The organism is Candidatus Flexicrinis affinis (genome assembly GCA_016716525.1).
GTDB classification, from domain to species: domain Bacteria; phylum Chloroflexota; class Anaerolineae; order Aggregatilineales; family Phototrophicaceae; genus Flexicrinis; species Flexicrinis affinis.
In genome coordinates this window covers 1,877,132-1,899,670 of sequence record JADJWE010000001.1, presented here as the reverse complement: position 1 = coordinate 1,899,670, position 22,539 = coordinate 1,877,132, and the positions used below count along the sequence as shown (strand labels likewise).

15 protein-coding genes are annotated in these 22,539 nt (G+C 61.6%); 11 read left to right on the top strand and 4 right to left on the bottom strand.

Going from position 1 to position 22,539, the window contains the following annotated elements; genetic code table 11:
• Positions 1 to 4 precede the first annotated feature (4 nt).
• A complete protein-coding gene (locus tag IPM16_08165) occupies positions 5 to 3,001 on the bottom strand; it encodes a protein kinase (protein MBK9123086.1) in 2,997 nt (998 codons plus the stop codon).
• Between the two features lie 238 nt (positions 3,002 to 3,239).
• Between IPM16_08165 and IPM16_08160 the strand changes: the two genes are divergently transcribed.
• From IPM16_08160 to IPM16_08135, 6 genes are all read left to right on the top strand, one after another.
• Positions 3,240 to 3,764: a WXG100 family type VII secretion target gene (locus IPM16_08160; GenBank protein ID MBK9123085.1), complete on the top strand. Its 525-nt coding sequence runs from the start codon at positions 3,240 to 3,242 to the stop codon at positions 3,762 to 3,764.
• Positions 3,765 to 4,025: 261 nt separating this feature from the next.
• Positions 4,026 to 4,322 carry a WXG100 family type VII secretion target gene (locus tag IPM16_08155; protein MBK9123084.1) on the top strand — a complete coding sequence of 99 codons (297 nt, stop codon included), beginning with the start codon at positions 4,026 to 4,028 and terminating at the stop codon, positions 4,320 to 4,322.
• 455 nt (positions 4,323 to 4,777) lie between these two features.
• Positions 4,778 to 5,074 carry a WXG100 family type VII secretion target gene (locus IPM16_08150; GenBank protein ID MBK9123083.1) on the top strand — a complete coding sequence of 99 codons (297 nt, stop codon included), beginning with the start codon at positions 4,778 to 4,780 and terminating at the stop codon, positions 5,072 to 5,074.
• 33 nt (positions 5,075 to 5,107) lie between these two features.
• A complete protein-coding gene (locus IPM16_08145; protein MBK9123082.1) occupies positions 5,108 to 5,404 on the top strand; it encodes a WXG100 family type VII secretion target in 297 nt (98 codons plus the stop codon).
• Positions 5,405 to 5,432: 28 nt separating this feature from the next.
• The gene (locus IPM16_08140; GenBank protein MBK9123081.1) at positions 5,433 to 5,765 is read left to right on the top strand and encodes a hypothetical protein; all 333 of its coding nucleotides are present in this window, start codon (positions 5,433 to 5,435) and stop codon (positions 5,763 to 5,765) included.
• A 40-nt stretch (positions 5,766 to 5,805) separates the two neighbouring features.
• Positions 5,806 to 6,105, top strand: a complete 300-nt coding sequence (locus IPM16_08135) for a hypothetical protein (GenBank protein ID MBK9123080.1) — start codon at positions 5,806 to 5,808, stop codon at positions 6,103 to 6,105.
• 98 nt (positions 6,106 to 6,203) lie between these two features.
• On the opposite strand, the gene IPM16_08130 is transcribed toward IPM16_08135, so the two are convergent.
• Positions 6,204 to 7,289, bottom strand: coding sequence for a protein kinase (locus IPM16_08130; protein ID MBK9123079.1), 1,086 nt, complete (start codon positions 7,287 to 7,289; stop codon positions 6,204 to 6,206).
• A 124-nt stretch (positions 7,290 to 7,413) separates the two neighbouring features.
• On the opposite strand from IPM16_08130, the gene IPM16_08125 reads away from it, so the two are divergent.
• A complete protein-coding gene (locus IPM16_08125; GenBank protein ID MBK9123078.1) occupies positions 7,414 to 12,201 on the top strand; it encodes a hypothetical protein in 4,788 nt (1,595 codons plus the stop codon).
• A 1-nt stretch (position 12,202) separates the two neighbouring features.
• Entirely contained in the window at positions 12,203 to 12,829 is a 627-nt protein-coding gene (locus tag IPM16_08120) for an FHA domain-containing protein (protein ID MBK9123077.1), read from the top strand.
• Between the two features lie 12 nt (positions 12,830 to 12,841).
• On the opposite strand, the gene IPM16_08115 is transcribed toward IPM16_08120, so the two are convergent.
• The gene (locus IPM16_08115) at positions 12,842 to 14,815 is read right to left on the bottom strand and encodes a protein phosphatase 2C domain-containing protein (GenBank protein ID MBK9123076.1); all 1,974 of its coding nucleotides are present in this window, start codon (positions 14,813 to 14,815) and stop codon (positions 12,842 to 12,844) included.
• Between the two features lie 5 nt (positions 14,816 to 14,820).
• Positions 14,821 to 17,904, bottom strand: coding sequence for an FHA domain-containing protein (locus IPM16_08110; protein MBK9123075.1), 3,084 nt, complete (start codon positions 17,902 to 17,904; stop codon positions 14,821 to 14,823).
• A 121-nt stretch (positions 17,905 to 18,025) separates the two neighbouring features.
• Here IPM16_08110 and IPM16_08105 point away from each other — a divergent pair, with 121 nt between their 5' ends.
• The 3 genes from IPM16_08105 (at position 18,026) to IPM16_08095 (ending at position 22,533) form a co-directional block, all read left to right on the top strand.
• Positions 18,026 to 20,008 (top strand): bifunctional aldolase/short-chain dehydrogenase, encoded by a 1,983-nt coding sequence (locus tag IPM16_08105; protein MBK9123074.1) that lies wholly within the window; start codon positions 18,026 to 18,028, stop codon positions 20,006 to 20,008.
• A 119-nt stretch (positions 20,009 to 20,127) separates the two neighbouring features.
• Positions 20,128 to 21,378 (top strand): carbohydrate ABC transporter substrate-binding protein, encoded by a 1,251-nt coding sequence (locus tag IPM16_08100; protein ID MBK9123073.1) that lies wholly within the window; start codon positions 20,128 to 20,130, stop codon positions 21,376 to 21,378.
• 138 nt (positions 21,379 to 21,516) lie between these two features.
• Positions 21,517 to 22,533, top strand: a complete 1,017-nt coding sequence (locus IPM16_08095; protein ID MBK9123072.1) for a sugar ABC transporter permease — start codon at positions 21,517 to 21,519, stop codon at positions 22,531 to 22,533.
• The last annotated feature ends 6 nt before the right edge of the window (positions 22,534 to 22,539 follow it).

The following is a 22,539-nucleotide window of genomic DNA, read 5'->3' as shown; positions in this document are numbered from 1 at the left end:
TCCGCTAGGGCACCACCGGCAGAAGTACCGGCCTGCTCATCGTGATTCGTTCGACGACCCAGCCGAGTGTGCCGTCGCTCAACTCGATCTGCCACCACGTGAATGCGTCGGCCACTTCCGGCCCGCCGACTACCTGCACCTGCGTCCCGGATTCGAGCGTCGCAAGGACATCGCCGGACACGCGTGCGATCGTCCGCACCGCGACCGGACGGTCGATGTTCGGGCCGACGACGGCCGGGCATCCGACCGTGACGGCCGCACCGCAGTCGCTTTGACGCGGCTCGCCGAGGTTCAGCAGCAGCTCGAAGCGCCCGGTCGTATTGCCCGCCTCGGCCCGGTAACGCGTCGTGACGATCCGGTATGTCCCGTCTTCAGGGAGCCAGATGCCTGCAAGTTGGCTGCGCGTCGCGTCTGACAGAGAGATGTCGTCGTTCTCGGCGATCTTGTCGCCGTTTGGCGCGTACAACTCGAGAAACGGGTCGAGGTTGCCGTCAAGCGCGCTCATCGTAATCGTCACGATCATCCCCTGACGCCCCTCAAACGAGTAGGCGCGCGAGGGGAACGTCGAGTCGATGGTGTTGAACTGCGCCACGTCGACCTGTAGTTCACCTTCGTTCAGGATTGAGACGTCGTACGGCGCTGCGTCGCCGGCCGTAAGGATTAACACGTAGTTGCCGGCCGTATTTCCGGACTCGCCGCGGAACCGTTCAAGCTCCACGCGGTAAGTTCCTGCGTCTTGAATCTGGAGGCGTTCGATCACGCTGTTGCTTGTCGATACGCTGGCATCGTCGTTTTCCGCGACGAGGACGCCCGACGGGTTGATCACCCGTAGATACGTATCGAGATTGCCGCTGGTGGCATACGCCGCGAGGCTGATCTCGTCGCCGCTCTGCGCCTCGAATGCGTAGACCGTGCCGGGTATCTCGTCGCCGAGTGTTCCGCTGGCTGGCTCGTCAAGCGCGAGGATCGCAGTGGGCTGAGCACTCTCATCCACGAGTGATAGCGTGAAGTCGCCTATTGTGTTGCCCCGTGCCCCGAACAATCGCGCGACGATAACCGTGTATTGGCCGTCCACGGGCAGTTCGAAACTGAAGATGCCGGCGTTGCGGGTGGTCTGGGCGAGATCGTCGTTCTCGATCAGCACCGTTCCGTCCGGGCCGACTAGCGTAAGCACGAGGTCGAGGTTGGCCTCGCCATCGGTCTTCTCCGCGACGATGCTGACGACTTGGCCGGCTACACCATCGAACGGGAAGCGGTACTCCGGCGCACTGTCCGTGATCGAGTCAGTGAGCGATGAACCAAACGTGAGGCCGGTGCGAACGATTGGCTCGGGCGTAGGCGTCGGAAGCGGCGTATTCGTCGCCGTTGGGGTCTCCGTAGCCGTCGCGGTCGGCGTGATGGACGGCGTATGAGTCTCGGTGGGTTCAGGAGACGGCGTGATGGTGCTGGTTGCCGTCGGCGTGTCGGTAGGGGCGTCGGTCGGCGTTAACGACGGCGTGAACGTCTCTGTGGGCGTAGCCGTGTCGGTCGAAGTCGCAGTGGCGGTTTCCGTCGGCGTATCGGTTGGCGTCGCCGTCGGCGTATCGGTTGCGGTTTCAGTAGGCGTTGGGGTGTTCGTCGGGGTTGCCGTGAACTGCGACGCGATGAGCGTCTGCTGGTCTGCCGTTCCTGTCAGGGCCGCGGCAACCGGGTCCTGCCCGCCACCGCCCAGCGCCATAACCGCCACGATCACAAGCGCGGCAATAGCGACGAGAATCCCGGCAATCACCGGAATCGGCAAACCAAAGCTGCGTCTGGGCTGTTGAGGCTGAGCAACGTACCCGCCGGTATAAGCCATGCCCGGAGGGGTGCCTCCTTGACCATACGGCGTTGGCGTTGCGCCAGTCGGGTAATAGGGCGGCTGAGTTGGAGGCTGGCCGCCATAACCGCCCTGCGCCGTCGGCTGCTGACCGTACCCGCCGGGCGCGGTCGGCGGCTGACCGTAGGGGCCGCTTGGAGGCGGCGCATACTCGCCCGATGGCGGCGTGCCGGAGGTCGGCCCGGTCATAGGCTGAGGCGCAAATTCCTCGCCGTAGGGTGTTGGTGTCATGCCGGACGGGCGTGGCTTATCCGAGCGGAGCTTGTAGGAGAAGAAGTTGGTCATCTCCCCTTGCATGCCCTCGATCGCGCCTTCAAAAGCCTGCGCCAACTGAGTGACATTCGGGAAGCGCTGGGTCGGCTCTTTCGCAAGTGCGCGGCTCAGCACGATCATCACGGCAGTCGGGATATCGCCACGGAGCGTCGTCAGCGGGGTCGGCTCTTCATGGAAGTGCTTATACATGAGCTGCGCGGCGCTGTCGGCTTCGAACGGCAGACGGCCGGCGATGGTCTGATAGATTGTGACGGCCAGCGCGTACTGATCCGCCGCCGGCGTAAGTTCACGCCCGGCCCACTGCTCAGGCGGCATATAGGACGGGCTGCCCATCGCGACGCCGGTGCCGGTTAGTGCGGTGGTGGCGCCCATGAGCTTGGCGATGCCGAAGTCGGTGACGTAGGCCCGGCCCTGATTGTCGAACATGATGTTGGCCGGCTTGATGTCGCGGTGCAGTACGCCTTCGTTGTGGGCATAGTCGAGCGCGCTGGCGATCTGGTTCAGCATGTCGGAGATTTCCCCGAGCGATGCGCGCGACTGCATCAGCTCCTCGCGCTGCGACAAGCGTGCCGAAAGCGAACCGCCGCGCAGGAGTGCCATCACCAGATAGCTGACGTCGCCCTGCGTGCCGTAGTCATAGATGCGCACGATGTGCGGATGTTCAAGCGCTGCCGCTGTACGGGCTTCGCGGATGAACCGCTCGACGTACCCCGGTTCGCTTGCCAGAGCACGCGGCAGCACCTTGACCGCAACCTGCCGATCAAGCCCCGTCTGATAGGCGCGGTACACCGATCCCATACCGCCGACGCCGAGCAGTTCGCGCAATTCATACTGACCGAACGTTCGCCCGCTCAGGTTCTCAAAGCCCATACGTGTCCTCTAGCTGGATGCGTCGTGTACGATCCTGTCCTGATCGCCCTCAATGTTACCGTAGAACGGCCACTTTACACCGTCCACCGCAGGAAATTAAAGACAGATTAGCACAGCTTTTCTGCGCGTGCACGGAGTCTCGGCCGTTTGACACGATTCCTTTCTCAGTATAAGTTGACTTTGACGCGCCGCGCTGGCAGACCACGAGCGCCAGCCGACCGAGTAGGGGAGGTTGGGCATGGAGAAGGTTCAGTTTCGATACGAGGACATCGAGCGAATCGCGCATCAGTTTGCCGATATGCATCAGCGCGTGGTCGAGTGCGCCGTCAAGTTAGGACAGCAATTTCAGGTGCTGGAGAACGGTGGATGGATCGGTCGCGGCTTTGACCAATTCGAAGCCGAGGTGAAGGATGAGATCGCACCTGCTCTGCGCAGGCTCTCCGATGTACTAAACGAGGTTTCCAACGCCGTGCGGCAGGCAGGCGAGCGCATGCAGCAGGCTGAGGAAGAGGCGCGGGGCGAGTTCCTCGCTCAGGATGACGCGTCGGGCGGGTCTGCTGCGCCGCTGGGTGGAGGATTTGGACAAGTTGCGGGCGCTCCGCGATTTGGCGGCATAGGGGGCTTCCCGGACGTAGCGCGACCCATGCCGTCAGCGCCACCGCCGATAGACACCGGACAGCAGTTCCCGTCCGTATTGCGCCGGCCATTCTCAAACCAGACCGGTCACGACCCATTCTCATTCCCGGTGCTGCCGGCCACTTGAATCCACAGATCGGCGCGTGGACAAAGCGCAAGTCGGCGAGACTCGGCCACTGGCGCGACGGCACATCGGCCTGTATTGGCGCTGCCAATGACCTGTCCGTCACGTGTTGAACGAGGCATCCCGACGAAGAACAGCGGCGGCGACATGCAGCTTTCATACGCACGCGCAGTTAACTATTTGACACGATTCTGATCTCAGATTATGTTGTTCTTGCGACCGAGCAGGCTCCTCCGAGCCTGCTTTCTTACAGGAGAATCGAGGATGGACAAGGTACAGTACCGGTACGAAGACCTCGAGCGAATTTCCCACCAGTTCGGCGAGATGCATAGTCAAATCAACGACGGTGTGTTCAAGTTCATTCGTCAGTACGAGGTTTTGGAAGGCGGCGGTTGGGTCGGTCGTGGCTTTGATAAGTTCTCCGATGAAGTGCGCAGCGAACTGATGCCGGCCATGCGCAAACTAAGCGATGTGCTGGAGCAACTTGCAGGGATTACGCGGCAGGCAGGCGAGCGCATGCAGCAGGCCGAAGAAGAGGCGCGTGGTCGGTTCAACTTCTAACCAGAACGCTGACGCGACCGCCGGCGCGTCCGATGCGACATTGTGCGTAGGGTAAGCACCGGTCTGAGGGAAGAGTGGTCTGAAATGTCAGGAAGTCTACACAAATTCGCGGCGATTTCTTAGAAACGAATCAGGGGCTTTTGCGGACAAGTGTTGAGAAGTCAGGTACTTCTTTCACACTAGAATCCCTGCCGTTTTGACCGGTGAATCGCTGGGGTTCTTGCGCTCCCTCAATTGAGGGAATGCACCATCCGACTCGGCGTAGCCTATTTACGGGAAGCCCGCGACCATCCTATTGTTGATGAAAAATAAGTGCAGGATTAAACGTTGAGGTCCTATGGTACGTTGGTCCTCGGCTACTTGACAGGTTTTGTTTCTCAGCATACGCTAATTTTCGAACCATCCCCACACCGACATGCAGCAATCGCGCTGCAGGGATCAAAAGGAGAGGAACGATGGATAAGGTTCAGATGAAGTATGAGGAGCTGGAGCAGATCGCTACTCGCCTTGCCGAGTGGTCGAGCCGCACCCAGGCCGCAGCAAACAAGTTCCGCCAGCAGTTCCAGGTTCTGCAGGGCGGCGGCTGGATCGGTCGTGGTTTCGACAAGTTCGCGGATGAGTCCGAGAGCTTGCTGCTTCCCGCCGTCCAGAAACTGGAAGACGTGCTCGAGCAGGTGTCGAACATCATTCGCCAGTCCGTCGAGCGCATGCAGCAGGCCGAAGAAGAAGCGCGCGGTCGCTTCAACTTCTAAGCATCTAACCGGACCTAGAGAGGAGAAACCACGATGACCGACAAGATCCAGATGGATTATGAGGCCGTACAGCAGATGGCGGAAATCGCCAAGCAAACGGCCGACGAGCTTGAAGAAATGGTGGGATCGCTCAAGGCGATCAGCGATCAGCTGGACGGTGGTGTGATGCTCGGCCGCGCAGGCCGCACGCTTTCGGACGGTATCGGCGAGCGCCTCGCCCCGGCAGTTTCGCGCTTGGCGCAGAAGTTCAACGAAGTCTCGCTTGATCTGGTTGGCGCGCTGACTGACCTGCGCGACTCCGACCAGTCCGCCGGCGGCTTCTTCGGTTAACTAACACGGGACAGAGGAGGACTAAACCATGATCGTTGGATTGCTGCTCAGCTTCGTTCGCAGCCAGGTCGATAACCTGCTGCAAAACGCCACCAAGGAAGTCGACCGCTTGCAGGACGAGGTCCTCAGTGGTCTCCGCAACGCATTGAACCCGCTCCGCAATGGGGCGTGGACCGGCCAGGGTGCCGAGAAGTTCTACGATGAGATGGAGAACGTGGTGTTCCCGGAGATCATGTCGATCATGACCGGTGGCATCAGCTTCGTAGGCGCGTTCCAGAACGCGGCCAACATCATCGAGCAGGCCGATGAAGCCATCAGTGGCATGATCGGCGGCGTCGTCGACGCGTTCGACATCTTCTAAATCAACCGGACGAGAACAGACAAAGGACTAGGAGGCCCCCATGGCTAGCCCAGATGTGAGCATGAACATCCCCGATGTCGAGAGCATGGCCAAGACGTTCGACACGATGGCCGACGTCGCCAAGGCGATCTCGAAGGCGCTGAAGATCATCATCACCACTCTCAAGGCGATGGCGTTCATCAGCATGGGCGCAACGACCGCGCTCGAGCAGTTCCTGTCGCGCATTCAGCCGCGCATCGAGAAGATCGGCGAGAAGTTCGAAGAACTCAGCGGCGATCTGGAAGGTGCGATCCGCAGCTACCGCGACGGTGACAACACCGGGTCGCAGCGCTTCGCCTAAGCGACCGCGCGAACATGAAAAGACCGGCTTCGACAGCCGGTCTTTTTTTGTGCACATCACTGCCCGCGTATCGATCCGCAGGTCAGCTGATCGACAGCTTAGCCGGTCAGAGCGGCGAAAAGCTGAGCGAGCACGATCAGAAGCGCACCGACAATTGCCGCCGTGATCAGCATCCGCCGCGTGATCCGTCGCTTCTTCCGCTCGGCCGGCGCATCGCCATACAAGCGCCGGACCTCGTGCGCGAAGGTCGGGACGTCCTGCTGGCGCATCTCCGGGCGCGCGGCGAGCGCGTTCCCGACAAACACGGACGTCTCCCGATAGTTCTTGCCTTCAGGCGGGATGGGGAGGTCGCTGCGACGCAGCGCGGCGACCATACCCTCGACCACCTCGCGCCGGACCATGTCCAGCCCTCGCGACCGTGCCGGATAAGCCGGACGCCCGGCCAGCATCTCGTAGAAAAGCGCGCCCAGCCCGTACACGTCAGTACTGCGTGTTGGAGGCTGCCCGCGAACAAGCTCCGGCGCCGTGTAGGAGATGCCGGAGATCAACTCTGCCGCACTGACACTGGTGACCGGATATCCGAAGTCCATCAGAATCGGGCGGGGGATATCGTCTCGATCGTTGCGGACGTAGACCGCTGAAGGACTAATGTTGAGATGCAGCGCGTCGTTCTCATGCATGAATGCCACCGCATCTGCGACTTGCATCATGATCCATGCCGCGTGCTGATACCATGGCTGGGGTTGGCTGTGCAGCACGTCGCTGAGGAAACGGCCGTGCACGTACTCGAACACCATGTAGTATTTGGTCTCGTTCTGGAAACCGACCTTGCCGTATGGCCGGTCGGCTACAGACGCCGTGCGGTACGGCGCCACTAGCACCGGCAGGGCATAGTGCTGCCGTTTGCCTGCGAGCCGCTGCAGTGTCTTGGCTTCGTGGCGGAGTTTGTCCTGTGCGACCGGCGTGCTGTGGGCGACTTTCGCCAACAACCGGTCATCACCGCGCTTGGCTTCATAGATTGCGGCGGTTCGGGTGACAGTCAGACGGCGCAGAATCTCCATGTCGCCGAGGGTATCGCCGGTGTCCAGCACAAGCGGCTTTTCTTCGGCCAAACAGTTCTGTTCTGTGCACCACAGGTTGCCGTCTGGGGAAATGCGCTCGCAGAACGTGCAGACGTACTTCATGGGACCTCCCTGTGACGCTTTGACAAGGATTCGGATTGGCGACACAATAGACTAATCTAAGGTACTCATCAGCCGCATGCGTGTCAAGCAAGCGTAGAGTTCCGTTGAGCTGAGGGAGACATCAATGGCGACGCAATCCCAGCCTGTGCTGATTAACCGGCCACCGCGCATTCAGCCCGACCTACCACAGGCCGAGCTAGAGGTTCCGCCGCCGCCGGAGTTAGAACTTGGCGGCATCACGCTCATTCAGTCGTTCCTGCCGCTGATCACCATTATCGGCTATGTCATCGTTTCCGCAACCGGAAGCGGGCGCAACCTCGCGCTGATTATCCCGATGGGTTTGTCCGTCGTGGCGTCGTCGATGCTGGCCTTCTGGACGTACATTCGCGAGACCCGCGAACTTCAGCGCCAGCGCGAAAGCTACGAGGCGCGCTTGGCGGCGCTTCGCCGGGAGATGGAAGGCTACCACGATCAGCAGCGCACGTTCTACTACTACAACTATCCCAATATGGAGCGCGTGCTCGCGATTGCCGAGAATCAGGAACGCGGGACCAAGGACAACCGTTCCGGAACCCGTCTCTGGGAACGCCGCACGACCGATCCCGACTTCGGCGCGGTGCGGCTTGGCATCGGCACACAGCCCTCGACAGTCAAGTACATGTTCCAAGCTGAGGCCAATAACGAAGATCCGCTGATGTATGCGGCGATGAAGCTGGCCGAGGACTCCCTGAACGTCAGCGACATTCCCGTTGCCATCCCACTGCGCCCGTACCGCACCGATCCGAACGCGACCGACGGCATCATGGGCCGGCACTCGATCGGCATCACCGGCTCGAACCCGCAAGAGGTCTACGACTTCGTCCGGGCGCTGTTGGTCAACTTTACAGCCTTCCACGCGCCGACCGACACGCGCCTATTTGTCTTTGGCGACCCGAGCGACGAGACCAACTGGAACTGGGCACGTTATCTGCCTCACAGCAACTCCGGTAACAAGACCGAACCGGGTGATCAGTTGTGCTTCAGCCCACGCCAGTCGGCGGTCGAGACGTTCTGGGACATGATGATCAAGAGCGACCTCGAACGCCGCTTGGTGCGCCTTGCAGACGACTCCAGCACGGATGTGACGCTGCCGTTCCTGCTCGTCGTCGTCGACCAGCTTTCGATCGAGAGCAATCCGAACAGCATCGCAAAGGGTGCGGATACACAGGAAGCTGCATCGCTGATCTTCCGCCGCGGCCAAGACCTCGGCGCGACGATCATCTTCCTAGTGCCGGATGCGAAGTACATTCCCAGCCAGTGCGAGACAGTCATCGAGGTCGACTCAGAAGCCAATCTTCGCGGCGAGGTGTCCGCTTACGGTCAAAAGCTTGGCACGCTGTTCCGCTACACGGAAGTCGGAGTAAATACGCGCCGTGTGATCGGCGTAGCTGATACGTTGAAAGCCGAGACGGCGATGAGCACGTTCTCGCTCAAGCTCAGCAACTTGTCGGTGCGTTCGACGTTCGGTACCGCCGGTTTGCCCAACGACGTTCGACTGCTCAATCTGCACGAACACATCATGCCGGAACGGCTCGACGCTTCTGCGGACGGCATCTGGGATAAATGGCGCAAGAGCCGCGAAGCGACCGCTGCCGAATGGCTGCGTGTTCCGATCGGCTTCCTGCCGGGGCCGAAGAAGCGCGATCTATTGTTCAGCGCCAACGGTGACGGCGTGCACGGCATGATCGCCGGTACGACCGGCTCCGGTAAGTCGGAGCTTCTGATCACGCTGATCCTCGGCATGGCGATGAAGTACGACCCGAGCGTGATCAACTTCGTGCTGGTCGACTATAAGGGTGGTACGGCGTTCAAGATGTTCGAGCGCCTTCCGCACGTGGTGAACCTCGTCACCAGCTTGCAGGGCAACGCAGGCGCCCGCACGTTTATCGCGCTGCAGTCCGAGATGAAACGCCGCGCGAAGATGTTGGCCGATCAGGGCGTGCCGCACATCGTGGACTACCGCGAGAAGGGCTATCATCGCACCGATCTGCCGATGGCGCCCGAGACAAAGGTCAAGCACAAGCCGTTCCCGTTCCTGTTCGTCATCATCGACGAATTTGCGGAAATGGTGAAAGAGATGCCGCAGTTTAAGGCGGATCTCGACTCGGTCACACGCCTGGGCCGCGCTTACGGCGTTACGCTCATCCTCGCCACGCAGCGCCCGACTGGCGCGGTCACCGACCAGATGCGCGCCAATATCAAGTTCAAGATTTGTCTCCGCGTGGAAACCGCCGAGGACAGCCGCGAACTGCTGCGCGCCTCGGATGCGGCCTTCCTTCCGACCGGCGTGCCCGGCCGTGCGTACTTGATGGTCGGCAACGACAGCCCGCAGCTCATGCAGGTCGCGTATGCCAGCTACAACTATATTCCGCCGACCGCTGAGTCGATCGAAGAAGAGAAACCGCCGGTTATCAAGTGGTTCGACCGGCCCAAGAAGAAGAAGGAGAAGTCGGCGAGTGCCGCGAGCCTGCGCACGGTTGCCGACCGCGTCGTCGAGATTTGTGCCGCGTTGGCGATCGAGAAACCGGACGTGGTCGAGCAGGAGAAGCCGTGGCCCGACCCGCTCCCCGTACAGCTTCCGCTGAACGCCGAGTACATTACGTCCGCCATGCAGCGCATGCCGAAGGCATCGGACATCTTCGCGGATGAAGAGGAAGAGCCGGAAATCGAGGCGGCCGATGAAGTCGTGGACGACAACCCCATGTTCCCGCTTAGCCGCAACTTGAAGCCGTGGATCGACGAGATCATGCGGCAGGCCAGCGGGCGTTCGAACGGCGTGACCGAGACGACGACCATGATGGCCGACGGCTCGGAGCGCTGGCCGCACGTGGATTGGTCAAGTGAAGAGGCGCTCTCGGGGCGCATTGGCATGATTGACGATCCGTACCACGCGCGCCAACTGCCGCTCGACCTCGATTTGAAGGCGGGCAGCGTGCTGGTCTACGGGGCGTCTGGCAAGGGCAAAACAGGATTCTTGCGCACACTGATCACCAGCCTTGCCGTTCGTCATTCACCCGACGCGCTGTGGGTCTACGCGTTCGATTTCGGCGGCGGCGGCTTGACCCCGATCGAGAATCTGCCGCATGTCGGCGCGGTGATCGACAGCGAAGAAAACGAGCGTGTGACACGTCTGCTCAACCGCCTGAAGCAGTGGGTGCGCGAGCGCGCCGAGCTGTTCGGCGGCGACAGCCTGTCTGTCTACAATCGTACGCATCCCAATGCCCAGAAACCGGCAGTGCTGGTCGTGCTCGACAACTACGCCGAGTTCCGGCAGCGTTACGAGGATGCCGGCGTCGAGCTGGCGTCGCTCCTGCGCGAAGGCGCGAGCAAGGGAATCTTCTTCGCGGTCACGGCGGATCAGCTTTCCACCGTGCCGGGCCGAATTGCCGGTTTGTTCAACCAACGCCTGTCGCTCAAGCTGTCCGATCCGAGCGAATACAGCGGTATTGTCGGGCGGGTGCCGGCGGACCTCGACGACATCCCCGGTCGCGGGTACATCCCGTTCGAGAGAGCTGTGCTCGAGTGTCACATCGCCAAGCCGCTGAGTATCGACTTGCAGACCGCCGAGGGCGAACAGGCCGACGAGAGCGTCCAACTTGCGGCGCTGGCGGAAGTCATGAATCATGCGTGGACGGGTGGCCGTCCGCAGCCGGTCGAGACGCTCGAGCCGATCGTCGCGTTGCGTGACATGGCGCCGCTGGCGTCCGAGCGCCGCATCGAGATCATGCTGGGTAAGGCGCTCCATGACCTGCAGCCGATCGCGCTCAACCTCAAGGAGCAGGGCCCGCATCTTGTTGTTGCGGGTTCGCCGCTGACCGGGCGCACCACGACTCTGCGCTCGATGGTTCTCAGCCTTGCCGACCGGTATTCGCCGGATCGACTGGGCATCATCCTGATCGACGCCCAAAAGCGTATGTTCGAGTTCGCTGAAGGCAAGTCGCTGGCGAACCTGCCGCATGTGCGCGCCGCGATCAGCGAGCAGAACCGCGAGATGATCGACCCGATGATCGAGTCGCTGCGCTCGCTGTACACGTCGGAGGGCTCCGGCAGCCGGCCAGAGCTGTTCATCTTCATCGACAACTACGACGACTTCAGCGACCTGTTCGACCGCAAGGCCAAGCCGCTGACCGATCTGGCGAACCTTGCTCGTCGGTATGGTTCCGACGGCCTGCACTTTGTGATCGGTATGGGCGCATCGCCGACCGAGGACTTGCTGAAAGTCATCACCCGTTCAAAGGTGGGCTTGGCGCTCGATCCGGAGGCGGCAGGTAAAGCGCCGTTCAACCTGACGGCAGCGGGCAAGCTGGCACGCAACACGTATCCCGTCGGTCGTGGCTTCCTGATCGGCTCGGGCCGCTTCACCGTCGTACAGATCAGCACGCCGTACCCCATCGAGAATGCGGACGAAATTCAGGACTCCACCGAGCTTCAGGCCAAGATCAACGTCCAGCTCGGCCAGTATATCGACGACGTTGTAGCCAAGTGGGCAGACGCGCCGCGCTGGAACTTCGAGATCAAGGTCCCCGAACCCGGTGAATCGAACGGCACCACGCCGGAGCGCAAGGCAGGCGGCGGGGCGTCCGCGCCGGCCGCGTCGTCCGGGCCAGCGATGCCGGCCGAGTACGCGAAGAAACTGCGCGAGGCGTTGAAGGAAATCGCGCCGATCGCAGGGATTGACGTGGCCGAGGTCGAGCGCCTCGAGGGCGCCGATCTGCTGCGCGCGACGTCAGCGTTCGAGGATATGATCGACCTCGCCGCGCTTGCCGCTGAGGCCAAGGTCAAGCCGGAAGCCTTGCTGCCGGTGTTCATGGGTTATGGCGTAAGTGAAGAAGACGCCCGCAAGGCGCTGGGCCTGAGCGCGGAGAAGGCATAGCATGAACGACTACATCACCATGATGATTTCGTCGGATCAGTTCGACGACAAGCCCAATCACAACGTCGAGGTGCTGGCTGACGTGCCGATCAAGACGATCATCTACGAAATCCAGAAGGAGTTCCAGCTCAAGGGCGCGTTCGCTTTGTGGACGCGCCATGGCAAACAGGAACTCGACGCCAATCGGACTCTGCGCGAGCTGAATATCTCGAAGGGTGCCGAGTTGGAGTTCGGCCGGCGTGCGATGCGTATTCCGCACGGCGCCGAAGAGATTACGGGCACGCGGCGCGGCGTACTGAAGGTGGAGGGGACGTCCCGTTCGTTCATGCTGGCGTGGCAGCCCGCGCTGATTGGCCGCAGCACCGACGCGGCTAGCGCAGCCCTGTTGGCGATCGACCTGCGCGACCTCGATACGAACAAGACCGTATCGCGCCAGCATGCCCGCATCAACGAGGCCGAGGGCGAGTACCTCATTCAGCGCGTTGCAGAAAACAATCAGCTCATCGTAGACAACAAGCCGCTTGGATATCTTGCTCCGGTACCGCTCAAGCCCGGCAGTGTCGTCAAGCTCGGCAATGTGTCGCTGGTGTTCCAGATCGAAGAAATCGCGGACGAACTGCTGGTCTAGCGTAAGGTCAGGTCACCCCGAAGGCGACGGCTCAGCGGTTGGCTCAGCCGTCGCTTCGCTTTCTGGCGTACCCGGCGTTTCGCTGCCGTCAGGCGTTGCGGCCAGCGGCGGCGGTGTAATCGTCGGCACGTCGCCCGGATCGCCGAGGAACCGAATCGCATCAGACTCGAGCAATCCCGCGGAGATCCAGCCTTCGCCCCGGCGCGACCGGATCTTGTACCAGTTCTTGTCGGGTGAAACGCCGGTTACGATCACCAGTTCCCCCTTCGGGACCGGCGACCGCAGCGGCGCATCAGGGTCTGCCGTGCTGTAAACGCGGATTCCAGCATCGATCAGCACTTCGAACTGCGGCTGAACGTCTTCGATCAACCACCAGAAGCGCCGTCCTTCCAGCACGTTGGGTGCCAGATAGACGAGCACGTATCGGCTGCCGGCATCCAGCGGATTCGCCTGCGTGATGTCGTCATAGCGCTTCTGAATCGCGCCCTCGTAGATTTCGACAGGCGGAGCATTCGGCACGTCGTAGCTAACGACCGTTACCAGATCCAATGCGCTTTCGGGCGTGCCTTGCAGAACCCAGTACTCCACGCTGAAGGTCGACGTCGGAGTTGGCGGAAGGGTAGGGCTAGGCGGCGGCGTTTCGGTCGGCGTCGACGATGGCTCAGGCGTGTCGGTTGAAGTGGGCGGTGCGGTCGGAGACGCGGTTGGTGTGGCGCTGGCGGTAGCGGTTGCACTTGCCGTTGGCGTTGATGTCGCGGTTGGCGACACCGTTGCAGACGGAGTACGCGTTGCCGATGCAGTGCGCGTCGGCGATGCGGTGGGGGTGTCGGTCCCTGTCGCCGTTGCGGTCGCGGAAGGTGTCGCGGTTGCGGTGGCGGACGGGCGTCGAGTCGGACGGTCGGTGGGTTCGAGGGTCTCAGTCGCCGTTGCGGTATCGGTCGGAGACGCGGTTCGGGTCGCGGTCCGCGTCGGAATGTCCGTCCGGGTCGCGGTCGCGGATGGCGGCGGCGTATCGGAGGGCAGCACTTCGATTCCACTCGCGGCGTGTGTCTCTGTCTGCGCCGCGGCGACATCGGTGGTTTGCACGGCAGTCGTCGGTAGCGGCAGCGCACCGGTCGGCGAGCCATCGCCGCCCCGTCCGCCCAGTACGATGAGCGCCCCGACAGCGACGAGTATCACCGCCAGCAGCCCAAGAAGCGGCCACAGCCAACGCCGCTGCGCCTTGACCGTTCTGGTCGAGCCGATGATCACCGTGACGTTGTCGGGCGCACCGCCGCGCAAAGTCAGGTCGATGAGTGTCTTGATCGCGCGGTCCGGCGGCTGTTTCGTGACCGTTTCCTGAATCACCTTCTCGCTGACGACATCCCACAGGCCGTCGCTGCAGAGGACGAACACATCGCCGGGTTCGATAGCCATCTGCTTGTAGACGGTATCGAGCTCGAACGGATGCCCGATGAAGGCGGTGATGTTCATGTTGCGCGACGCCGACGCTTGCTCCGGCGTGATCTCGCCGCGTTCGAGCATCGCCGCGTTGACGCTTTGATCCTTGCTGACAAGGGTCATTGTCTCGCCGCGCAGCAGATAAACGCGCGAGTCGCCGAGGTTGAAGATCAGCGCGGTGCCGTCTGCCCGGATAACGACGCCGGCAGCGGTCGTACCGATGTACACCATGCCCAGCGAGGTCGCCGCTTTGCGAACCTCTGCATGAGCGGCTTCAAGCGCCATCTGGACACGCGCCTGCGTGTCCAGCTCGCCGTTGTCCTCGTCGTAATACGTCTTGAAGAAGAACTCGACGGCCGTGCGGCTGGCAAGATCGCCTTTGCCGACCCCACCCATGCCGTCGCAGACCAGCATTACCGCGCCAAAGCGCGACTCCGGCGTGCCCGGCTCGGGCAGCAGCCAGCGCATGCTGTCCTCGTTGCGCTGCCGTTTTCGACCGACATCGGTTCCGCCGGTGATCGTGAACGAGATCGCTTTGGGCTCCAAGACGCTTAGCCTCTCCGGGTGAAGGCGATCACGGTCGTACCGCCCAGCTTGATAACGTCTCCTTCGCTCAACGGGACACGCCCAGTGATGCGTGCGCCGTCATTGACAGTCGTGCCAAGCTGGCTGCCCGAATCGACCACGTACCACGCATTGCGGTCGAAGATCAGCTCGCAGTGCGCGCGCGACAGGTTCTTGTCGCCATCGATATTCAGGTCGTTCTGGCGCGGTCCTGACCGGCCGATGTAGTACGGGGACTTGCTCAATGGGAACGTCTTTCCGACGAGCGATTCGTCGCGCGACTCGCGAACGATGATGTACCCGTTGACGACTGGCGCTGCGCCGGTCGCTTCGCCGACATCGATGGCGGCATTGGTCGAGAACGAATCTGCGCCCGGCCGGATCGTCGGCTCGTCCAAGAAGTTGGGCTTCGTGTCCGAACCAATCTGTTTGGACGGACCCGCCGGCGGGGTCGTCTTGGGCTGATCTCCCGACGGCTTCGGCGCCTGCGGCATCTGCGGGATGATGAACGCGCCCGTCTGCGACGGCAGCGACGCGGCTGTGTTTTGCCGCTTGGTGCGTTCACGGCGTCCGCTCAGCAGCAGCCAAACCAACACGCCCACTAGGATCAGCACAATCAAGCCGACCACAACCCCAAGGACCGGATTCTCGCGAATGCGGTCGACAATACCCGGCGGCGTCGGCGTCGCGGTCGGATCGGGCTTCGTCCACCGGAACGAGATGCTTGTCTCTGCCAATTCGTTGTCGTCGTCATCGAACGCTGCAAGCGTCAGCGTGTATTCGCCGGAAGGGACCTCGGACATATTGATCGTCCGGAACGTCTCCTCACTCGGAATGAAGCTCTGTTCCGTAATGATGTTGCTGCCTGAGCGCTGGACGAGGACCAGCGTGTAGCGGTCAACGGCATCGGGGTTGCTGCCGACATACTCGACGCGCAGCGTCTGCGTTTCGATGTCTTCGACTGGCGGGTTCAGCGTCAGGTCGACCACCACTGGCGTCACGGTCGGCGTCGGTGTAATGGTCGGCGTCAGCGTATGTGTCGGCGTTTGAGTCGGCGTCGGCGTCGACGTTCGCGGGTCAGTGAACTGTCGCACCTGCCGGTCGATCACGCGGCCCTCGAGGTTGATCGCCTTGATACTGAACGAGTACTGCTGTTGGCCGATCAACTTGCTGCCCGGCGTGTACGTTACGGTCTCTGCGACCGGCACCGAAATCGTATCGACCAACAGGTTGTTCGAGTCGAGGATGTCAATCTCGACGGTGTCGATCAACTCGGCGTTCTCGTAAGCAATACGCAAGACGAACTGCTGTGCGTTTGCATCGAACGTGACTGCGTCGATAGCCGCGCGAACAATGACCTCGGTCGGCGTCGGTGTGATCGACGGTGTCTCCGTAAACGTCGGCGTCGGGCTCAAGATCGGGACGTACGTAAACTCCTGCGTGCTTTCATTGAGGATCGCGCCGCCGCCGTCCAATGCCTGAACACGAATGGAGTATCGCGCACCCGGTTCCAGCCCGTTGGCACGGCCGACGAAGAACACCTGATCGCTCAGCGACGGCGGTTCGATGACCCGCACGAGCGTGTTGTTCTCATCGAAGATGGAAACACGGATCCGCGAGATCTCTGCGATTTCACGGTATAGCAGATTTACGATGACCTCGTCGGTGTCGCGGTCGTACTGGATACCGTCGATGTTGGCGCTGCGTGGGCGCGGGGTCGGCGTTATCGTCGGTGACGGGGTGAACGTCGCGGTGCGCGTAAACGTCGCGGTCGGGCGTGGCACGCGCACGGTGCGCTCGTCATCGGCGGCAGTGGTTCCGTCGCGCCGGATAGCGCGTACGGTGATTTCGACGTTGCCGTCCGGAGCGCCGGCGGCGCTAAACGAGATTGGCCCGCTGATGGGCGAATTCTGCACGAAGCTGGCGACCGTGTTTCCGTCCCGGTCGACGGCTTCGACGCGGTACTCCTCGATCTGGTCTTCGCCTGCGGCGCTCAACACGAACGTGATTGTGTCCGTTGCGGGGTCGAACGTCGCGCTGTCAATGTTGACTTCTGGGTCGATCTCCGGCGTTGGAGTAGCCGGGATACATTCGAAGTTCGTGACGAAGTTGATACTGTCAGCCAGCGAAGCGCCTCCGGCACCGCCGCCGGCCTGGATTAACAGCGTTGCCGTGTGCTGCCCGCGCGTGATGCAGACATCGGCACGCGCGACACGCTGGTTACGCAGCGACGCGACAATCCGTTCGAACAGCGCAGGCAGCGCGTTCAAGTCGCCGAAAACCGCAATGCCATTGGACGAGTCGGTGATTCGCTGCAGCTCGCCCTGCGCGATCGGGGCGCTACCGGTGAGGCCAATCGCGTAAACGTTGACCGGGTTGGCGATGTCTGAGGCGCGCGCAACGACTTCGTCGAGGGTGCGCGAGCTGCACGGGTCGAGCGCGCCTCCTGCGATCAGTTCGTCACGGCCATCGGTAAACAGCATCACCGAGCGCCGGTTGGGAAGTGGGACTTCGGTCGCTTTCTGCATAGCGGCAAACGTGGCGTCGAAGAGGCACGTGCCGGCGTTCGGATCGCTGGGGCGCGCCGGGGCGTACTGTGCGATTGTGTTGATCACGCCGTTCTTGTCTTGAGAGAACTCGGTCGCCGTGGAAATTTGCCGGTTGAACGTCATGACCGAGAAGCGCGTACCATCCGGCAAGTTCTGGACAGCCGTAATCGCGGCTTGCCGCATCGTATCTGCTGCGGCACCCATCGAGCCTGACGCGTCGAGTACGATCACGACGAACAGCGGCGAGTTGGCTTCTTCGACACGTGCTTCGGTGCGCGTGCCGTCTTCGAGCTGAATGACCGCCTGTCGAGCGCTGCCCGGGTCGATCGCGTCTCCGTTGGCGTCGTTGACGGTAAAGTACAGACCCAGTGCCGTGGTCTCGTTCGGGCCGTCGGTGACCTCGGCGAACGATACATTGATTGCGACCGGGTCGCCTCGCTGCGCTGCGCCGGGTGTCGCCAACACGAGGAGGGCCGCCGTTACCGCACAAAGCCACGTAGTGATTCGGGTTAGCCGACGCACAGAACCCCCCTTTGCGACATCAATGTCTGGAACCTGCGGTACACTTGTTGCGAGTATATCATCAGTTCAAAAATGACCGCAATCGGCCTGCGTTGAGTGTTGTGTTCGTTGAGGAGGGGAAATGACCGTTGAGAACCGCTACGCGACGGACAAAGCGTCGGCCTTCACGACGGACCTCGCACAATTGGTTTACGTTTCGCGGCTGCTCGGTTCCGATCAATCGCTCGTACTGTTCGGCGGCGGCAATACCTCGGTCAAGGTAAACGAGACCGACCTGTACGGGGAGCCGGAAGCCCGAATCTACGTCAAGGGCAGCGGACATGATCTCGCCACGATCACCGAGGAGGGCTTCGCGCCGCTTCGTCTGATCGAGACAGGCCGGCTTGCAGAACTGCCGTCGCTGAGCGACGCCGAGATGATCGACGCGCTGGCCTCGTACAAGGTCAAGGCCGCCGCGCCTTCACCGTCGGTGGAAGCCGTGCTGCATGCCGCGTTGCCGGGTAAATTCGTGCTTCACACGCACGCGGACGCCGTCGTTACGATCACGAACACCCCTAGCGGCGAGCGGTTTGTCCGCGAGGTCTACGGCGACCGCGTGCTGATCGTGCCGTATGTCATGCCCGGGTTCACGCTGGCACGCACGGTGGTGGAGCTGTGGCGCACCCACGCGACCGACTCGACCGATGTCGTCGTCTTGATGAATCACGGGGTGTTCACGTGGGGCGATACCGCCAAAGACGCCTACGATCGCATGATTGGTGTTGTGCAGCAGGCAGAGAAGTTTCTGGCGGACCACGGTGCGTACGATTGGCCGTACAGCAGCAGCGATCCGCTGATCGATCGCGTGCTGCTGCAGGCCGACCTGCGTAAGCGCATTAGCCAGGCCGCCGGCGCGCCCATGCTGCTCACGTACTACCCGTCGTCGAAGGGGTTCGGGCTGATGAAGCTGGAGCATGCCGCCGAATTGGCGACGCGCGGCCCGCTCACACCCGATCACGTTATTCGCACCAAGCGCATTCCCCTCGTAGGGCGCGATGTCGAGCAGTATGTCGAGACATACCGGGACTACTTCACGGCGCATTCCGAGAAGTCGGAACGCCCGCTGCAGATGCTTGATCCCGCGCCGCGCGTGGTGCTCGACCCGGAGCTGGGCATGATGAGCGCCGGGCGCACAATGGCCGAGGCGGAGCTTGCTGGAAGGATTGCGTCGCAGACGATCGTTGCGATGGTGCGTGCAGAGGCACTCGAGAGATGGCAGCCGCTCGCATCCCAGCACATCTTCGACGTCGAGTACTGGGAGCTGGAACAAGCCAAGCTCAAGGCGCATGTCACGCGCCGCGTGTTCGAGGGAGAAGTCGCACTGGTCACCGGCGGGGCGAGCGGGATCGGCAAGGCGATCGTGGATCGGCTGCTCGAACTTGGGGCAGCCGTAATCGCGCTCGATATCGACCGGTCGGTGTATGACAACGTGCATGTCGAAAGCCCGGAGTATCTCGGCATTGGCGTCGACCTGACCGACAGCCAGAAGACACGCGAAGCCCTACACTACGCCATGTGGGTGTTCGGCGGGCTGGATATGGTGGTGCTGAACGCCGGAATCTTCCCGCCGTCGTCTCAGATTGCGGATCAAGACTCGGACGTTTGGAAGCGTGCGTTCGATGTCAATGTCAATTCCAACATGGAACTTCTCAAGGCAACGTATCCACTGCTGAAGCTCGCGCCACGCGGCGGACGCGTGGCCGTGGTCGGCAGCAAGAACGTGCCTGCGCCGGGACCGGGCGCATCCGCGTATTCGGCGTCCAAGGCGGCGCTTAATCAGCTCGCGCGCGTGGCGGCACTGGAGTGGGGCAGGGACGGCATTCGAGTGAACATCGTGCATCCCAATCAGGTATTCGATACGGCGTTGTGGACGGACGAGATCATCGCGGCACGCGCAGCGCAGTACGGCCTGACGGTAGATGCGTATCGCACCAATAACGTCCTGCGCGCCGACGTCAACAGCCGCGACGTGGCTCGGGCAGTCGCTGCGCTGCTTGGCCCCGACTTTAGCCGGACGACTGGTGCGCAGGTCCCGGTCGATGGGGGCAACGAGCGCGTGATCTAATGTTAAGCCGGTTGCATGGCATTACGCGCTGGGCTATTCTCTTGTGCGAGACGGTCCGAGCCGTCCCGTCTATACGACAAATTGGAGGATGTATGCGAAAGCTGTCACTTGTTCTACTGCTGCTTGTTGCGCTGGTCATGGGTGTTGCAGCGCAAGATGCCGTTGAACTCCGCATGGTCTGGTACAACGATGGTAACGAAGGTGAAGTTGTCAGAGAACTTCTGGACCGCTTCGAAGCCGACAACCCTGACATCAAGGTCGTGATCGAGACTGTAGGCTATTCCGACGGTATCCTTCAGCAGCTTCCCCTGCAGGTGCAGGCTGGCGAAGCGCCCGACTTGGCGCGTCTGACGCAGTTCGCGCAGCTGCGGGACTACTATCTGGACTTGACGCCCTACCTCAGCGATGCTGAGACTTTTGCATCGTATTTTCCGGCCCCGCTTCTGGCGGCGTTTCGCCCTGACGGCGACACGACCGGAATCTACGGCATTCCAACGCAGTTGACCGTCACCGGCCCCTACATCAATCGGACGCTGTTCGAACAGGCCGGCATCGAAGTCCCGAGCGACACTTCTGAGTCGGTTACATGGGCGGAATGGGTGGCGGCGGCCCAAGCCGTTGCTGAAGCGACTGGCACCGACTATGCGATCGCGATTGATCGCAGCGGCCATCGTATCAGCGGCCCGCTGGTCAGCACGGGCGCGACGATCCTCGATGCTGAAGGCACCGTCACCATCGACAGCGAAGGCTTCCGTGCTTATGCCGAGGAGCTTAAGAGCTGGCATGATCAGGGCCTCACTCCGGCAGACGTTTGGCTTGGCAGCGGCGGAAATTACGCCCCCGCCACCAATTACTTCTTGAACGGGCAGGTCGTCATGTACATGGCAGGCTCGTGGCAAATCGGCAACTTCGATACCAACATCGGTGATGCGTTCGACTGGGAAGCCGTTCCCAACCCGTCCGGCCCGGGTGGCAGCACCGGCATGCCGGGTGGCGCCACGCTGATGGCATTCGCGAGCACCGAGCACCCGGCGGAAGTCGCGCGCGTCATGGAGTATTTGGCCTCGCCTGAGGTTCATGCCGAATTCACGGCCCGCACGCTGTTCATTCCCGGACACCTTGCGCTCCCGGAATTCGAGTACGTGACCGAAAGCGAAGCTGCGGCAGCGGCATTGAACGTGTTCATGGCTGAGGTTCCGAAGCTCGCCGATCAGGCGTGGGCTCTCCAGCTTTACGCACACTTCACCCCTCTCGCGAACTCGATGCGCGACCGGCTGACTCAGTACATGATCGGCGAACTGTCGCTCGATGACGCGATTGTGCGCATTCAGCAGGACATCGATGAGGCGATCGCGGCGGCCGGCGGCTAGGTCTAGCCCGCTGCAAAACGCGTAAGTGTTCTGTCCCATGCGGGGGCGCCTGTTCGGGCGTCCCCGCATGACTGTTCATATCACAGTGATGTTCGGAAGGAACGTCACGTAACCGGGACTAGAAAGGTTCAACTAGATATGGCTGCAGGAGGCAAAGTCCGGAGCGAGTATCGAGTCCACCGGACGTTCGGGGACTACATTTTCAACGGCGTCGTGGACTTTTTCGACGGGATCTTTCGACCCCTGCAGGGGATCATCGGCGCCAAGCGAATGCCGTACGTATTCGTGCTGCCGAACCTCGCAGTATTCGTAATCTTCATATTGGTGCCAATGATTCTGAATTTTGCGTACGCCTTCACCGGTGGTACGCAGTTCTTCCTTGCGGAAAGAACACCCGTAGGTGGCGAGAATTTCTCTCGCCTGTTTGAGTGTGGCAATTTCCTCGATCCCAACACGTGCCGCGAGGACACGTTTTGGAGCGCGATGTACAACACAACATGGTTTGTTGTGCTGCAAGTCGGCGCGCTCGTGCTGGTCTCCCTCGGCACGGCACTGGTACTGAACCAGAAGATCAAGGCACGTGCGTTTTTCCGCAGTGTGTTCTTTTATCCGGTGCTTTTGTCGCCGGTCGTTGTTGCGCTGATTTGGCGCTGGATCTTGCAGAACGACGGCCTCCTCAACGCGCTGATCGTTGCCGCTGGCGGCGAGCGACTACCCTTTCTTGTCAGCATCGGATGGACACGCTTCTGGGTGGTGTTCATCAGTGTGTGGTCGCAAATGGGGTTCTACACGCTCATCCTGCTGGCAGGGCTGCAATCGATACCGACAGAGCTGTATGAGGCGTCCTCTATCGATGGGGCGAACCGCTGGCAAGCGTTCCGGCGTATCACACTGCCACTGCTGATGCCTACGATGCTGGTTGTACTCGTTCTCTCCGTAATTCGCGCGGTACAGTCGTTCGACATCGTATACGCCTTCTCGAGCGGCGGACCGGGCACGGCGACGACCTTTATGGTTCAATACGTCTTCAACACCGCGTTCATGCCTCCCAATCAGTACGGGCTAGCGGCGGCGGCATCGCTGATTCTCGCGGTGATACTCCTTGTTCTGACACTCATTCAATTACGGGCTGGGCGCCAGTCCGAGTTGGCCTAGGAGGAT

Coding starts and splice junctions, on each gene's coding strand:
- IPM16_08165 (MBK9123086.1), bottom strand. CDS start 3,001: ATGGGCTTTGAGAACCTGAGCGGGCGAACGTTCGGTCAGTATGAATTG.
- IPM16_08160 (MBK9123085.1), top strand. CDS start 3,240: ATGGAGAAGGTTCAGTTTCGATACGAGGACATCGAGCGAATCGCGCAT.
- IPM16_08155 (MBK9123084.1), top strand. CDS start 4,026: ATGGACAAGGTACAGTACCGGTACGAAGACCTCGAGCGAATTTCCCAC.
- IPM16_08150 (MBK9123083.1), top strand. CDS start 4,778: ATGGATAAGGTTCAGATGAAGTATGAGGAGCTGGAGCAGATCGCTACT.
- IPM16_08145 (MBK9123082.1), top strand. CDS start 5,108: ATGACCGACAAGATCCAGATGGATTATGAGGCCGTACAGCAGATGGCG.
- IPM16_08140 (MBK9123081.1), top strand. CDS start 5,433: ATGATCGTTGGATTGCTGCTCAGCTTCGTTCGCAGCCAGGTCGATAAC.
- IPM16_08135 (MBK9123080.1), top strand. CDS start 5,806: ATGGCTAGCCCAGATGTGAGCATGAACATCCCCGATGTCGAGAGCATG.
- IPM16_08130 (MBK9123079.1), bottom strand. CDS start 7,289: ATGAAGTACGTCTGCACGTTCTGCGAGCGCATTTCCCCAGACGGCAAC.
- IPM16_08125 (MBK9123078.1), top strand. CDS start 7,414: ATGGCGACGCAATCCCAGCCTGTGCTGATTAACCGGCCACCGCGCATT.
- IPM16_08120 (MBK9123077.1), top strand. CDS start 12,203: ATGAACGACTACATCACCATGATGATTTCGTCGGATCAGTTCGACGAC.
- IPM16_08105 (MBK9123074.1), top strand. CDS start 18,026: ATGACCGTTGAGAACCGCTACGCGACGGACAAAGCGTCGGCCTTCACG.
- IPM16_08095 (MBK9123072.1), top strand. CDS start 21,517: ATGGCTGCAGGAGGCAAAGTCCGGAGCGAGTATCGAGTCCACCGGACG.